The organism is Wolbachia endosymbiont (group A) of Tromatobia lineatoria (assembly GCF_964028565.1).
GTDB lineage: Bacteria > Pseudomonadota > Alphaproteobacteria > Rickettsiales > Anaplasmataceae > Wolbachia > Wolbachia pipientis.
Genome location: NZ_OZ034791.1, coordinates 623,770 through 639,211, shown reverse-complemented (window position 1 = coordinate 639,211; position 15,442 = coordinate 623,770). Strand labels below are relative to the sequence as shown.

General features: G+C 34.7%; 17 protein-coding genes. 11 read left to right on the top strand and 6 right to left on the bottom strand.

The genetic code is table 11. The features are described from left to right. The first annotated feature begins 89 nt into the window (after positions 1-89). The 9 genes from ABWU48_RS03225 (at position 90) to ABWU48_RS03185 (ending at position 8,450) form a co-directional block, all read left to right on the top strand. Positions 90-2,540 carry a valine--tRNA ligase gene (locus ABWU48_RS03225; RefSeq protein ID WP_209472959.1) on the top strand — a complete coding sequence of 817 codons (2,451 nt, stop codon included), beginning with the start codon at positions 90-92 and terminating at the stop codon, positions 2,538-2,540. Between the two features lie 66 nt (positions 2,541-2,606). Further along, entirely contained in the window at positions 2,607-2,876 is a 270-nt protein-coding gene (locus ABWU48_RS03220) for a hypothetical protein (protein WP_353288235.1), read from the top strand. After that, positions 2,854-3,363, top strand: coding sequence for a hypothetical protein (locus ABWU48_RS03215; RefSeq protein ID WP_353288234.1), 510 nt, complete (start codon positions 2,854-2,856; stop codon positions 3,361-3,363). Before ABWU48_RS03220 ends, ABWU48_RS03215 begins: the two co-directional genes overlap by 23 nt. A gap of 9 nt (positions 3,364-3,372) precedes the next feature. Then, on the top strand, positions 3,373-4,113 hold the full coding sequence (locus ABWU48_RS03210) for an ATP-binding protein (protein WP_353288515.1): 741 nt from the start codon (positions 3,373-3,375) through the stop codon (positions 4,111-4,113). A gap of 176 nt (positions 4,114-4,289) precedes the next feature. After that, the gene (locus ABWU48_RS03205; RefSeq protein WP_353288233.1) at positions 4,290-5,408 is read left to right on the top strand and encodes a hypothetical protein; all 1,119 of its coding nucleotides are present in this window, start codon (positions 4,290-4,292) and stop codon (positions 5,406-5,408) included. 168 nt (positions 5,409-5,576) lie between these two features. Then, a complete protein-coding gene (locus ABWU48_RS03200; protein ID WP_353288232.1) occupies positions 5,577-5,990 on the top strand; it encodes a hypothetical protein in 414 nt (137 codons plus the stop codon). Positions 5,991-6,040: 50 nt separating this feature from the next. Next, positions 6,041-6,898 carry a hypothetical protein gene (locus ABWU48_RS03195; protein ID WP_353288231.1) on the top strand — a complete coding sequence of 286 codons (858 nt, stop codon included), beginning with the start codon at positions 6,041-6,043 and terminating at the stop codon, positions 6,896-6,898. A gap of 30 nt (positions 6,899-6,928) precedes the next feature. Beyond that, a complete protein-coding gene (pyrF, locus tag ABWU48_RS03190) occupies positions 6,929-7,603 on the top strand; it encodes an orotidine-5'-phosphate decarboxylase (RefSeq protein ID WP_209472951.1) in 675 nt (224 codons plus the stop codon). 49 nt (positions 7,604-7,652) lie between these two features. Next, the gene (locus tag ABWU48_RS03185) at positions 7,653-8,450 is read left to right on the top strand and encodes a hypothetical protein (protein WP_155968486.1); all 798 of its coding nucleotides are present in this window, start codon (positions 7,653-7,655) and stop codon (positions 8,448-8,450) included. Between the two features lie 192 nt (positions 8,451-8,642). On the opposite strand, the gene ABWU48_RS03180 is transcribed toward ABWU48_RS03185, so the two are convergent. Then, a complete protein-coding gene (locus ABWU48_RS03180) occupies positions 8,643-8,936 on the bottom strand; it encodes a hypothetical protein (RefSeq protein ID WP_010962608.1) in 294 nt (97 codons plus the stop codon). Positions 8,937-8,984: 48 nt separating this feature from the next. On the opposite strand from ABWU48_RS03180, the gene ABWU48_RS03175 reads away from it, so the two are divergent. Continuing rightward, on the top strand, positions 8,985-10,184 hold the full coding sequence (locus ABWU48_RS03175) for a phage major capsid protein (RefSeq protein WP_065094900.1): 1,200 nt from the start codon (positions 8,985-8,987) through the stop codon (positions 10,182-10,184). Positions 10,185-10,574: 390 nt separating this feature from the next. On the opposite strand, the gene ABWU48_RS03170 is transcribed toward ABWU48_RS03175, so the two are convergent. From ABWU48_RS03170 to ABWU48_RS03160, 3 genes are read right to left on the bottom strand one after another with little or no spacing between them, the layout of a single operon-like run. Then, a complete protein-coding gene (locus ABWU48_RS03170) occupies positions 10,575-11,216 on the bottom strand; it encodes an amino acid ABC transporter ATP-binding protein (RefSeq protein WP_209472947.1) in 642 nt (213 codons plus the stop codon). Then, positions 11,200-11,847, bottom strand: coding sequence for an amino acid ABC transporter permease (locus ABWU48_RS03165; RefSeq protein WP_022626279.1), 648 nt, complete (start codon positions 11,845-11,847; stop codon positions 11,200-11,202). Before ABWU48_RS03165 ends, ABWU48_RS03170 begins: the two co-directional genes overlap by 17 nt. Continuing rightward, positions 11,847-12,581: an ABC transporter substrate-binding protein gene (locus ABWU48_RS03160; RefSeq protein WP_038198776.1), complete on the bottom strand. Its 735-nt coding sequence runs from the start codon at positions 12,579-12,581 to the stop codon at positions 11,847-11,849. The genes ABWU48_RS03165 and ABWU48_RS03160 overlap by 1 nt, the downstream gene beginning before the upstream one ends. A 125-nt stretch (positions 12,582-12,706) precedes the next feature. Between ABWU48_RS03160 and ABWU48_RS03155 the strand changes: the two genes are divergently transcribed. Then, a complete protein-coding gene (locus tag ABWU48_RS03155; RefSeq protein ID WP_010081874.1) occupies positions 12,707-13,162 on the top strand; it encodes an arginine repressor ArgR in 456 nt (151 codons plus the stop codon). Positions 13,163-13,215: 53 nt separating this feature from the next. Here ABWU48_RS03155 and tatC read toward each other — a convergent pair whose 3' ends face one another. Beyond that, entirely contained in the window at positions 13,216-13,977 is a 762-nt protein-coding gene (gene tatC, locus ABWU48_RS03150; RefSeq protein ID WP_353288230.1) for a twin-arginine translocase subunit TatC, read from the bottom strand. Further along, positions 13,974-15,062, bottom strand: coding sequence for a type I glyceraldehyde-3-phosphate dehydrogenase (locus ABWU48_RS03145; RefSeq protein ID WP_209472945.1), 1,089 nt, complete (start codon positions 15,060-15,062; stop codon positions 13,974-13,976). The genes tatC and ABWU48_RS03145 overlap by 4 nt, the downstream gene beginning before the upstream one ends. Between the last annotated feature and the right edge of the window lie 380 nt (positions 15,063-15,442).

Below are 15,442 nucleotides of genomic sequence, written 5' to 3'. Positions count from 1 at the left end.
CATCGTCATTCCGCTGCTTGTTAGCGGGATCTAGAGATACCGTGGCGGTATGACGTTGCTAGCTTAAGGTTTAAAATTGAGAAATATTTATGTTAAAAGAAAAATACGGCTTTAAAGAAGTTGAAGACAAATGCAACATATTGTGGGAAGGAAGTAAAGTTTATAAATGGAATGGTGAAAAGGATAACACTTTCACTATAGACACACCTCCGCCGACAATATCGGGAAAACTCCATATTGGCCATATATTTAGCTATTGCCACACGGACTTTATTGCAAGGTTTCAGCGCATGCTGGGAAAAGATGTGTTTTACCCAATTGGGTTTGATGATAATGGGCTTCCCACTGAAAGATTGGTTGAACAAACCTATAAAACCCGTGCAAAAGAAGTTGGCAGAGAAAAATTTATAGAGATGTGCCATGAGGTTATTGAAAAATCAAAGCAAGAATTCAAGGAACTATTTAAATCAGTCGGCATTAGTTATGACTGGGATTTGGAATATCACACGATCAGCAAGGAAACTGTGACGCTTTCACAGATGTCGTTTATTGATCTATATAATAAAGGGTATGCATATAGAAAAATGCAGCCCATCCTTTGGGACCCGGTTGATAAAACAGCAATTGCGCAAGCAGAAATAGAAGATAAAGTTTTTGAGTCATCCTTAAACACGATAGTTTTCTCTACTCAAGAAAATGAGCAGATCAATATTGCAACTACGCGACCTGAGTTACTTCCAGCATGCGTTGCAGTTTTTTGTCATCCAGAGGATGCGCGCTACACTCATCTGATCGGAAAAACAGCCATAGTGCCAATAACAAAGGAAAAAATTCCAATCATAGCTGATGATAAGGTTAAAATAGATAAAGGCACTGGGCTTGTTATGTGCTGTACGTTTGGTGATGAACTCGACATATATTGGCAGCAAAAGCATAATCTGCCGATGAAAATTATCATCGATCAGGATGGGAGGATGAACCTGAATGATGTCATTCAAGTAGCTGACACTGGAATCTATAGTGAAATAAATGGATTGAAAGTTAAAGAAGCAAGAAAGCGGATAATCGAAATCCTAACTCAAAGAGGCCTTTTGATAGAAAGCACTAATATTTCTCATTCTGTTAAGTGTGCAGAAAGATCTGGTGCACCACTTGAGATATTGCCTACTTATCAATGGTTTATCAAGACCTTAGAGCAAAAAGCTCAAGTATTAGATAAAGTAAAAGAATGCAATTGGCATCCAGCTACTATGCGTAAACGCATGGAAGTGTGGATAGAAGGGCTAAATTGGGACTGGTGCATCTCAAGGCAACGTTATTTTGGTGTGCCATTTCCAGCGTGGTATTCCAACCGTAAGGGAGAAGAAGGTAAAATTATTCTAGCTGAGATAAAGGACCTGCCTATAGATCCATTGAAAGATTTGCCAAAAGGGTATAGCAAAGAAGAGGTTATCCCAGATCAAGATGTAATGGATACCTGGGCCACAAGTTCAATTACTCCTCAACTGAGTGCACTGGCAGTAAACAGTGAGTTTAGCTTACCAAATCATCGCTATGATACGATATTTCCTGCAGATCTGCGCAGCCAGAGCCATGAGATAATAAGAACTTGGGCTTTTTATACTATTTTAAAGGCACATTATCATGCAAATTCTTTACCTTGGAAAAACATTATGATCAGCGGTTGGTGTTTAGCAGATGATAAGAAAAAGATGAGTAAATCAAAAGGTAATATCATCACTCCTCATGTAATACTTGAAACTTATGGAGCTGATGTAGTGCGCTATTGGGCAGCGAACTCAAGGCTTGGAGTTGATACAGTCTACTCTGAAAATACATTCAAAATTGGCAAGCGCCTCGTTACAAAACTTTGGAACGCTAGCAAGTTCGTTTCCATGTTCATGGAAAAGCATCAAGTGATGAGCATAAATTCTGCTCACGAGACAATGGATAAGTGGATATTGTCTAAGTTATACAAAGTTATAGAAAGAGCAACAAATAACCTATTACAGTTTGAATACTGCGAAGCTTTGGGCGCAATAGAGGAATTTTTTTGGAAGGATTTTTGTGATAGTTACTTGGAGTTAGTAAAAAAACGTGCGTACGGAAGCAGTGAAGCAACCTTAAGTGCAAAACAAAGCTTGGCGTATGTGTTAAATGTTATTTTGCGGTTATTTGCACCTTTCTTGCCATACATTACAGAAGAGATATACCACCAGTTGTATAGTTATAATTCTGTACACAATCAAAGTAATTGGCCAAGCAAAGAAGAACTTATCTACGATAAATATTCAGAGGAAATGGGAGATAATGTTATTCAGATATTAAACATTATCAGAAAGATAAAGGCAGATAATAATGTATCAGTTAAGCATCTGATAAAAAAGTTGATGATAAAAGCAGATCTACGAGAGGATAAGTTGGATCAATCCGCACAGAATGATTTGCAGGCAGTTTGCAATGCGGAAACGATAGAGTGGATGCAGTCTGAGCTTGAAACTGAAGACGAGAAATACATAGTGAATATAGATTTATATTGATTTTTATAGCTTTACTTCCTTTAATATCCATGCTATTGTAATCATTATTAGTATGAGGGAATAATAATGGGGGATTTATATAATAAAGCCAATGCACCGTATCTTATAGCTGGTGCTCTTGCTACTTTGGTATTGCTTGCGTCTGGGACACTTGCCGTTGCCCCTTATGTTGAGTTCTTGTCTTCAGTTGCAGCCTTTAATGTAGCTCTTCCTGTTGCTTTGAGTTTGTCTATACTTTCTGTTCTGGTGCTTGTACTTTCATGTAAAATGATCAGCCAGAATAAAAAGCTTGATGCACAAAAAGCAGAACCTAATGAAAAAAAATGGATTAGCTAAAGAGCAAGAAAATATAATACAAAGCTTAGAGCCTCAAATCAAAGAGCTAAATAAGAGGCTTAGTAGTCAGTACAATGAGATTGAAAAGCTAATTGCTAGTGCTGCAAAAAAAGAGGAGCTAAATAAGCTTAACAATGAAGTGAAAGAGCTAAAGGTAAAGATTGCTAGTGTTGCAACAAAAGAAGAGATAAATAAGCTTAGTAATGAAGTTGAAAAGCTAATTGGTAGTGCTGCAACAAAAGATGAAATGGAAGAGCTAAAGGCAAAGATTGCTAGTGCTGCAACAGAAAGTAAAACACAAGAAAAGATTTTTATGAAATTTTGCGCAAAAGGTGAAAAAAGAGGGAAGAAAGCATTTGAGGATTTTATATTTATAAAAGAGATAAAAACAAAATTAGTAAATATTTATGAATCAATAAAAAATAATATTAATATAGTGTCTTCAGCAAAATCAGGTGATTCAGAAGAAGAGCAAGAAAAAATATAAAGAGGATTCATTTTTCACGGTCCAGGAGGAACTGGTAAGAGTTCAATTGTTGAGGCGATTGGGGATCAGCTGATATCTCTAACTACATTTATAAAAGTTTCTGGAGCTGATTTGCTTGAAAAATCAAATATAAATGAGCTTTTTAATAAAGCAAACGAAAACGCTCCTTGTATAGTTCTTATAGATGAAATCGACAGCTTTGGCAAGGGACGCACTGATGCCAATCGAGTACCTTTAAATTATTTTTTCACTAGATTCGATGAAGCTGATAAAGGTGTGACGGTGTTTGCTACAACTAATGTTAGTCTGCAAGATTTAGATGCATCACTTGTTAGGGGAAGTCGTTTGAGTAGTAAACTCAAGTTTACTATGATAGAAGGAAGTATACTTAAGAATATACTGAAGGATGGTCTGAATGAAAAATTAAAAAATAAAAAGTACAAGCATGCTATCTTAAGAATTTTAAACGAAACAAGACTTACAACACTCTCTATCTCAGCAGCAGATGTGGAATGTTTTATAAATTATATAGTTGAAAAGTTAAACAACAAGATTGGAACTTCTGCTTATACTATAATTAAAGATTTTTGTATTGAATATAATATTGGAGAAGTGTCGAATAAGCAGACTAACAGGAAAATTGAAAATTCTATAGGAGAATCACAGCAATACACATCCAGACCATCACATAAGCTGAATGACGCTTTATGTGATTCTGGATATACCAGTATGTTCTACCCCGATCAATAGCTAACTAGACTTATAAGTACAATGGTACACTCGATACACAAGGTCTAAGTCATTTTTTAGCTAGCAGACTGAAGATGGGAAGTTTGTTGTAGGTGCAGCACTATAATTCCTCCACAGATAAGAGAATTTTAATAAATATATACAAGACTGCTGAACGTGGGGGGAGGAGGGGAGTAATGAGCAATTTGCTTAGTGAGGCTAACACATTTTATTTTATAGCTAGTTCCTTAGCTACTCTTACGTTACTTACATCTTCATCGCTTATTGTAACTTCTAATGTGCCTCTTCCTCTAATTCTTGCTTTAGCTACATTATTTATTTTGGTGCTTGCACTTTCATGTAAAATAATTAGTAATAATGTAGAATTGGAAGCAAAAGTAAAAGGTCAGTTAGAACATAAGGAGGAGATGCTTTCTCTTGAACACCAAGAGTTACGTGATGAAAATACAAGATTGAATGAAAGAGTGGATTCTTTAATGGAGGAATTGTGTCAATGCAAATTAGAAAGTGAAAAGAATAAGTTATGTTTAAAGTCAGAATATGAAGATGAGTTACGCTTAAGATTGGAATATGAAGATGAATTAAACTTGGAATTAGAACATAAAAGTAGGGAAGCTTCTTCTCTGCGTACTCAATTAACTATGTTAAGAAAAAAAGTAGAAGTAGAAGAAGTAAAACAATTAAAAACTTTAGAATCGGAAGAACAACATGAGAGCTCAGAAAGCGACATAGAAGAATTAGAGAAGAAGTTATGCCAGTCGGAAAAGGAAAAGAAAGAATTAGAAGGTAAAGTTAGTGATGAACGTCAAAAGCGCACTGATCTTGAAAGTAAAGTTGATAAATTGTGTACAAAGGAGAAAGAGTACTTATCTAAAATTAAGAAGCTGGAAAAGGAGTCATTATCTTTACAAAAAGAAGAGAAAGAATCTGATAACACATTAACAACAGTGAATGATGATCGCGATAATAAGGTGAAAGAATTAAACAGTTCACTTTTGAAGCAATCCTCTCAAATAGAACAACTTCAAAAAGCTTTATTGGAAAAGAAAAAAGAAGAAGTGCTTTTTTTGCAACGGATGATAGAATATGTAACAGATGAGGTAGAAAAATTAGTAAGGGAAAATGAAGTGATCAGAGATGATGATAAAAAAGTAATATTACAAGTGATTCAAGCAACAAAGTCTGTGTTAGTAGAAGAAGCTGCACAATATTTGCCAGGCGAAACGTCTGTTCCTTCATTTGTGGAAGATCCTAGATATACCAGTGGATGTTCTACCCCGATCAATAGCCACTAGACATTTTGAGTACAGTTGTACACTGGATACATAAAACCTTAGCCATTTTTAGCTAGTAGACTGAAAAAGGAAAGTTTGTTGTAGGTGCAGCACTATAATTCCTCCACAGATAAGAGAATTTTAATAAATATATACAAGACTGCTGAACGTGGGGGGAGGAGGGGAGTAATGAGCAATTTGCTTAGTGAGGCTAACACATTTTATTTTATAGCTAGTTCCTTAGCTACTCTTACGTTACTTACATCTTTAGCGCTTATTGTAACTTCTAATGTGCCTCTTCCTCTAATTCTTGCTTTAGCTACATTATCTGTTTTGGTGCTTGCACTTTCGTATAAAATAATTAGTAATAATAAAAAAATAGAGGTTGAGAGAAATAAATTCGCTCAGAAAGAGCAAGAGTTAGAAAATAAAATAACTCTAGGAAAGGAAGCTGAAAAAGCTGCAAACAAAGAAGTGGAAAAATTAAAACATGAATTAACTCGAGAAAAGCAAAATTTAGACAAGAGAGCAAAAAGATTGGATCAGAAAGTAAATGAGTCAGAAGTTGAGAGAGAATCTCTTCTTGAAGAAAAAAATCTTTAGAGAAAAAATTAGAAACAGCAAAGAATCGTACGTTTGAAATAGACAATGAATTGGACAAAACAAGAAAGGAAATAGGTAAGCTTAATGAGCAGGAAGAGAAATTAAAACTTGAAATCTCATGTTTAAAGAAACAGTTGGAAGAAAGAAGTAGATTTATTGCAAAGCTGAAGATGGAAGTGGATGATAATAAACATTTAGAGCTAGAGAATAAGGGGTTAAATGATAGAATAGAAACGTTACGTGAAGTACAAAAGGCACTACGTGAGAAAAAACATGAACTTAGTGAAAAAGTAGAGGCATTGAATAAGGAAAAAAATAAACTTTCTAAAGAAGTAGAGGAATTACGTGAAGAACAAGAAAGGCTGCATGCAAACTTAGATAAGCTACAATGTAAAATTAAAGAGGTCAACAAAGAAAAGAAAAATTTATCTAAAGAATTAAAAGAGAAATTTGAAGAGTTAGATGAAGCAAATGGTTTAATTAAAAATCCATCTTTTGAGTTAGATGGGATAAGAAAAGATTGTAATAATGAAGTAAAAAGTTTAAGAAATTCACTTTTAGAACGAGACAGTCAAATAGAAGATTTTTTGAAAGAGAAAGAAAAACAAGTGAATTTTGCGCAACTGTTGATAAGATGCGTAACAGACAATATAGAAGAACCAATAAGAAATAATGATGGAAAAGCAATATTAGATACGATTCAAATATTAAAGTCTGCGTTACAAGGAGAAATTGCACGGCTTTTGCCAGACGAAACGCCTTCTTCTTCGCTGGAAGATCTTGGATATGAATCATTATTTGTCAGTCGCTCATCCACCCCGACCAAGTTGCCAAATTCACTATTGACAGAATCTTATGAACGCAGTCAGTTCAATCAGAGTGAAAGTATTTGCAAAACACAACAATGAGTCTTATTATAAGATAAATCATGCAAGATAATGAACCCAATAATATGCGCACTGGATACACAAGACTTAAATAAGGCTATTTCTCTAGCTAATGCTCTGCGTGGTAAAGTTGGCATGGTAAAGCTGGGATTAGAATTTTTTGCTGCTCAAGGTCTTTCTGGAGTGCAAGAAGTTGCAAAATGCAATGTACCAATTTTTTTAGATCTGAAATTGCATGACATTCCAAACACTGTAGCCAAAACAGTTGAAGTAATAAAAGTTCTGAACATTGAAATGTTAACTCTGCACATCAGCGGTGGAACAAAAATGCTTGAAGAAGCGCTAAGTGTAGTGCAAGGCACAAAAATAAAGCTGATTGGGGTGACAGTGCTAACTAGTATGAGCAATGAGGATTTAAACGAGCTTGGAGTAGCAAGAGAAGTAAAATCACAGGTAATTTTGCTTGCAAAGCTTGCAAAAAAGATTGGACTCTATGGAATAGTCTGTTCTGCATTGGAAGCTCAGGAAGTGCGCCGAGAATGCGGTGAAGACTTTAAAATTATTACTCCAGGAATTCGTATAGATCCAGGTCATGACGACCAAAAAAGAACAGCAACACCAAAAGAAGCAATAAATTCAGGAGCTGATTATATCGTCATTGGCAGACCCATTACAAAAACTACAAGTAGTGCGGAGCTAATATTGAAATCCATGAAAGAATTTTAATATAATAACTTAATTTATAAAAATACTAACATATTAATTAGGAATAAGCATGAGTAATATCAATAGAATAATACGCGAAGTAATCAAGGAATTCCGCTCAAAATTACCAGATAAGGAAATAGAGGAATATTCTGGCAAATTGAATAAGCTACATATCTACCAGTGCAATAAGCATATAATAGAAAATAAGAAGCTATATCATTATACAATAAATGGGAAAACCCATGCTATGGGTCAGCATGGGCATAATTTTGTCAAGAGTTTAGAAGTTATCTTGAGGAATAAGCCACAAATTTCCTTAGAAGAGGTAATTGATTTTATGGAAAAAATAATTAATTTTGGTATTGATAGTTGTTATGGAGCATTTGAGATGATATTTGAATCTCGCTCTGGTGTTACAATAGATGATGCAGTTAATTTTGTAAAAGATAGCTTATCTAGTAAATTTTATAGATTCCATGGCAGTGGGATTTTCAAAGTAATATTAGAACTTAATCCAGAGAGCTCTCTTGAAGAGATAGAGAAACAATTTAGCAAAGTAGTAGATCCTTACTTTCTTAATGCTTGGAGTCGAGAAAGTGAAAGGGCTTTTGCTAAGATATGTAGGTTATGTAGAGAAGGACATGTGGAGAATATGCAGAAATTTGATTTTAGCAATTTTAATTTAGATCAAGATAGTGCTGGAGCATTAAGAGCACTGTTACAGTATTGTGTTGACGTTTCTAATCAAAAAGCTTTAGGTGATTCACATGAATTGCATAGAGAAGAGATGGAGGGGATATATAAATTTGATGATAATTACGATTTAAATTTAGATAGTGATCATAATGATAGTATCTGGCATTGAAATTATACTACAATAATAAAATAACTGGATAAAAATTATCACCAAAAAAATTCAAAAAAGTGCTTGACATAAAAGAACGAACATTATATAGTGTCATTATCTTTTATTTTACCTCGCTTAATTTAATTACTGGATTAAGCTTACAGTACTAAGCGTGGCACAAAGTGCCACGCTATTTTTCGGTTTACATTTTCAACAGATAAAAAATGATGCCATTTCAGTGCCAAGCACATAACTGTACGGATATTCATTTTTAAAGGTAAATTGCACAACAGATGATGTCATTCCAGTGCTTGACACTGGAATCCAGAAATTTTGCTTATAACTGAGCTGATGAGCTAAAGGTAGTTGTCTTACGCTAAAACAAACGTTTTTAATTAAGTTGCATAGAAGCTGGATCCCAGTGTCAAGCACTGGAATGACATCGTTTACTATGTACCATATTGCAATATTCGTACAACTGTGGGAAACATCTATGGATGCCATTCCTATTACCTTATTTCCATTTTTATTTCATTTTCAAAGGAGGCTATTATGTCACTTACCGATATCGCTCACCGTATCAATGAACTCGCTTCATCATGGGAGCAATTTAAATTAATAAATGATCGCAAACTAAAAGAAATTGAAAGCAAAGGGCGTGCTGATTCTGCAACAATTGAGCAGCTATGCAAGGTAAATAATGCCATTGATAGTTGCAAAGAGCGTTTAGACTTGATCGAAACTGCAGCTCAACGCCCAGAAGTAAATACAGATTTTAGCACAAGCGATAAATATTTTTCTGATTATATCCGCAAGGGAATGGAAAGCGGTTTATCACACAAAACCCTCAGTGGAGATGACAGTGATATCGGGGGGTATCTAGTTACTCCGCATATTGTAAAACGCATAAACAAGCGCGTAACTGATTCGTCCCCAATGCGACAAATATGCTCCAGTCAAAGAATCTCTACTGAAACATTGGATTACATTATAGAAGATTTTGACCGCGCCGGTGCAGGTTGGAGCAGTGAAACAGTAGATGATGAGGACGGTGGCAATAAGTCTAAGTATGATTTTGCAAAAGATACGGACACGCCCAAAATCCAAAAGATTTCCGTCACAACTTACGAGTTATATGCTCAACCACAAATATCACAAAAGTTACTCGATGATGCGTTTGTCGATGTTGAGAGTTGGCTGGTGGAAAAGATTGCCGAGACTTTTAGTAAGGAAGAAAGCGAAGCCTTCATTAAGGGTGAGGGCACTTTTCAACCAAAAGGAATTTTAGCTTATGAAAATGGAAACAGTTATAATAAAATAGAGCAAGTTAAAACTGAAAAATTAGATAGTGATTCAATAATGATGTTGTATTACTCTCTGGACGAATATTATTCCAAAAATGCGTCATTTTTGATGAACAGGAGTACGTTGAAGGATATCAGGCTGCTAAAATCTCAAACAGGTCAGTATCTCTGGCAGCCAAGTCTGTCGCTTGAAGCTCCAGATACTTTAATGGGAATACCAGTATATCAATCTGCCGATATGCCACCAGCGCCAAACAATCAGCTACCAGTAATTGCGATGGCAGATTTCAAACAAGCTTATAAGATTGTAGATAACAGAGGAATGAGAATATTAAGAGACCCTTATACGAATAAACCTTATGTGAGGTTTTTTGTCACTAAGCGTGTCGGCGGAGAGGTTGTAAACACCAGTGCTATTAAATTGTTGAAAGTTGCGAGCAAGTACTAAAAACTTCCGCAGCATCATCTTTATAGCTGATCAAAGCAACACGTCATACCGCGATTCATTCCATAAATGTACGAACATTGTGATTTTGGCCCATCAGGAGGGTGTCATCCCAGTGCTTGACACATATAGCTAAACTGACTTAGATTTACCGACAGTTTGAAAAACAAAAATTCGTCATTCCGCTACTTGTTAGCGGAATCTATGCTGAGATATCGCGGCGGTATGACGTAGGAAAACCTTTCTTGGGTTAGCTATAGTTTGCTATATTATGTGATTTTATTTTTAGCATTGCTTCTTACATTATGTAATTTTGTTTTCCATAATGTATATTATGTAATTTTCGATGCTAAAATCTGTTATAGCTCTCAGTATGATATGAGTGATTCTCTTTCAATAATTATTTTTTAAATAGTTTGTTGGTTCATCAATTTCTTTAGGATTGATATCTACAATTATTTTTCCGTTTTTTAACAGAATAATCCGATCTGATATTTTTGTTAAAAAATCCAAATTGTGAGAAGCGATAATCATAGTAATACCCATATCTCTAACTGATTGTAATAGTTCCACAACGTCGACTATTGTTGCTACATCTAAACCAGACGTTGGCTCATCGCATAATAGAATCCTTGGATTCATCATTAAGCTTCTGGCAAGCGCAACCCGCTGTTTTTGCCCACCGGATAGATTACTAGGGTAATCATTTTTTTTAGAGGCAATACCCAAAGACTCAAGTAGTGAATCACTTTGATCCTGAGTTTTGTTTTTAAGTTTGGGAGCATATGTAAGATTTTCCCAGACAGTCATATGTGAGAAAAGTTGAAAATCCTGAAATACAAAACCAGTACTATCATTGCATTCAATGCTACCAGAATCTAAAACTTCGAGTTTTTGTATACAACGTAACAATGTTGATTTACCACTACCAGAAGGACCAGCAAGACCAACTATAGATTGCTCTATAATCAGGTTAATATTATTAAGTACTGGAATATTATTAAATAATTTACAAACATTATGCATTTTTATCATATATACCTTTCTGTTCAATCTTTTTGCCTATATATTCAATTAGTAATACAAGAGCGTAATAATAAGCCCCAGCAAGACAAAGTGGTATAAAATAAGTAAATTGTTCTGCTGCAAGCATTTGCGCAGAGCGCATAATATCAACACCACCAATAGTAGAGATTAATGCCGTTTCTTTAAGGAGTGCAATGATCTCATTTATCATTGCAGGAAGAATATTTTTAATAACTTGTGGTAATATAATATCTCTCCACATATAGAAACTAGGTATTTGTAAAGTTTTAGCTGCTTCAAACTGGTTTTTTGATATAGTTTCAATACCAGCTCGTAAAATCTCAGCAATATAAGCACAGCTATTTAGACCAAATGCTATAATGCCAGCACTAAATATGTTTAATTTAATTCCTGCAATGGTTGGGGTCATAAAATAAACAACACTTAACTGTAATATAAGGGGGGTGCCACGTATTACAGATATAATTCCATTAATTAATGGAATACAGATCTTATTATATCTGAGTACTGACAATAATCCCCCTAGACTCACACCTAAAAGCAGTCCTCCAATCAATAATTTTAAAGTAAAGGCAAGGCCTGTTCCAACAAACAAGAAATTAGAAATTAATTCCTGCATCAGTTATCTCCTAGCCATTTTTCTGCTATTTTTTGTATTACACCTTTACTTTCTAAACTTTTTAATGCCTCGTTTATTTTATCCTTTAAAGCAGATCCTTTATTCACAGCAATAACATAACCACCATCTAACTTGGCAGTGGCTGACCATGATAGACCAGGATTTTTTTTGCTAAATACTTTACCTTGGAATTCATCAATTAGGACGCCATCAACATGACCAGACTTTAATGTTTCTACAGCTTGATTATTATTGTCTATAGCAATAATTTGAGCTGTTGTAGGAACATGCTCTTTTAGCCAAATTTCCATGACAGTTCCTAGTTGAACGGCTATCTTCTTGTGAGTTAAGTTGTTTATACCGGCTATGGGTTTATTTTTGTGATATAGAATACCAAATTCCCCTGTATAATAACTATTTGAAAAATCAAAATTTTTTTCACGCTCTTCTGTGCTACCAATAGTAGATATAGCAGCATCTACAGAATTACTTTGCAATGCTGCAAATATAGCACTAAACTGCATATCTTTAAATATCGCTTCTTTACCTAACTCTTTTGCTACTAATTGAGCAAGCTCAATGTCAAAGCCAGTAAATTTACCATTTTCATAATATTCAAAAGGTGGATAATCTGCAGAAATTGCAAATCTAATGATATTATCGTGTTTATTTTCCTTGCATCCTGTTAATAGAATACTTATCACTATAATAGCATTTAAAATATATTTTTTCATATTACTAATTTATATTCATATTTTATTCATCTTATGAATATAGACATTAAAAATTGAATAGTCAAGAAATAATGAATATAATTTCAAATATACTTATTACATATTCAATATGAGGAAAATGCATAATGCATGACAACACACTAGGTGAACATATTTTAAATATTATTCAAAATCACGAAATTTTAGAGCAGAGCGATTTACAGACCTTGCTTAAAGAAAGAGGGCACAACATTCCTCAGGCTACTTTATCAAGAAAATTAAAAAAACTTAAAATTGCCAAAGTTGCTGGTATGTATAAAGTAATTGACATCAACCAATATCGATTACCATTAATACTTAATATGCAAATTTCGGATTTTGGTTTAATAGTACTACACACTCAACCAGGACAAGCTAGCAGCCTAGCTTACTTTCTAGATCAGAAGTATGTTATTTATTCATTAAATAATAGCAAAAACATAGGAATTATAGGAACTATAGCAGGTGATGATACAGTATTATTGATCATCAAAAGTAAGGCTGAACTTAACAAAGTATTACAATCAATTTATGAAACATTTCCATATTTAAGTCCTGAATAAGAATGTTGTAAGTTAAAAATGTGATATAAAGGAGATAAGAGGGATTTCTTTGTTTAAATCTTTGTCTTCTTTTTTTCAATATACCTACATATCAGAATGGACAATTCATATAGAATCAGCATAGGTATTGCAAGCCCTACTTGGCTTAATACATCAGGTGGAGTTAAGATTGCAGCGATAATAAAAATTACCACTATCGCGATTCTGCGTTTATTTGACAAACTTTGTGTAGTGAGTAACCCTACTCTCACCATTAATGTGAGTATTACTGGAATTTGAAATGCAGTGCCAAAAGCAAACATAAATTGGAGAACGAGGTCTAAATATTCGCTAACTGATGGCATAAACTCTATCGGTATATCGAAGGATTTACCACTGTGTTCGAAGTTGATAAAAAACTTCCAGGCTAAAGGAAATATATAGTAATAGACTACAGTAACTCCCGTTACAAATAAAACCGGTGTTGCAATTAAGTATGGCAACAACACTGCCCTTTCACTTTTATATAACCCAGGTGCTAAGAACATATAGAATTGCCATGCAAACACAGGAAAAGAGAGCAAAAGTGCACTCATTACAGCAACCATAAGATATACAAAAAATGCCTCTGTTAAGTCTGTGTAAATCAAAGAAAAACCTTTGCTACCTTTTGTTGCTTCTATTAAAGGTGCAAGTAAAAAACGGTATATATTTTCCTTAAAGTAGTAACAAAAACCAAAAGCAACGCAAAAAAATAGAAAGCAAAAGATAACTCTTTTTCTGAGTTCCGCAAAGTGCTCATAAAATGAGGCGTATTTGTTTGAGTTCCAGTTCATACTTTACTATAGCTCAATAATGCTATGTCTAACATTCTCAGCGAAAAAGCCCACTCATTGTCATACCACGCTGCAACCCTGCATATATCACCTGTAACATATGTACCAGTTAAATCCACAATTGCACTATAAGGGTTATGCACAAAATCTATTGAGACTAAAGGTTCCTCGCATATAGAAAGTACATTTGACATTGGATAACCCTCTGTCATCCTAGTACCCTCTGATGTCATCCGAGTAGCTGACACTGGATTAGATTCCAGCGTCACGCGCTGGAATGACGTAGACGAGAGAGCTGCATCCTTAAACATTTCATTGATTTCTTTAACGGTCGCTTTCTTATCAGTCGTAAATGTAAAATCAACCATAGAAACATTGCTAACCGGAACTCTGACGGCAGTGCCATCTAGCTTGCCCTTTAATTCAGGAATTATAGAACCAATTGTTTTTGCTGCCCCGGTTGTAGTTGGCACCATAGATAATCCGCAAGCCCTTGCTCTACGCAAATCTTTATGATTACCATCAAGAACATTTTGATCATTCGTGTAGGCATGTATAGTAGTCATAAAACCGCTTTTTATACCTAAACTGGAGTGTAGGACTTTCACAATCGGAGCAAGGCAATTTGTAGTGCAAGAACCTGCTGATATCACTTTATGCTCTTTTTCGAGCATATCGTCATTCACACCATAAACTATAGTGACATCAGCATCCGGAACTGGAGCAGAGACAATTACTTTCTCTGCATTGTGCCTTATTGCTTCTTCACGTTTATTGAATGCACCAGTACATTCAAGTATTACATCAACATTCCAAGGAATATTTTCAGGATTCCGTTCTCTATATAAAGAAAACTTTTTGCCATTTATAGAAATCCAATTTTGAGACTCATTAAAATCAATATCACCACTGAATTTGCCATGAACAGAATCATATTTAATCAAATGTGCATGCTGCTCAGCACCGAGCGATCCATTGATAGCTACAACTTCTATTTGCTCACTATACTTTTCTATTTCATAAATAGCACGCAATACACTTCTGCCTATTCTACCCAGACCATTAATTCCTACGCGAACCGTCATCTCTTCATTCAAAAAATTTAATTATAGAGGATATCACTTGATATTTCATTCTATTCTTTTGCTTTTCTATCGATATGAACATTATAGCAAGGAGACAGGGCTAAAAACTTGCTTGACAAACTCCGCCAGCCCCCTTATCATGAAACTGAAGCTATTGTATTTGCTTTCGCCAATCTGCAGATTAAAAGGTAAGGATTACTTAATGTATCGGCGTCTTATGTTTAATTTTTTGCAGTATATAGATACTGTATGTCTTTACAAAACTTCATCTACATCTAGATTTTTATCTAAATAAGCTGAACGCGCTTATAAAGCGTTACAAGACATCAAAAAATGCCAATACTTGACAGAGATAGTAAAAGACTAGCTAACTCGGGGAT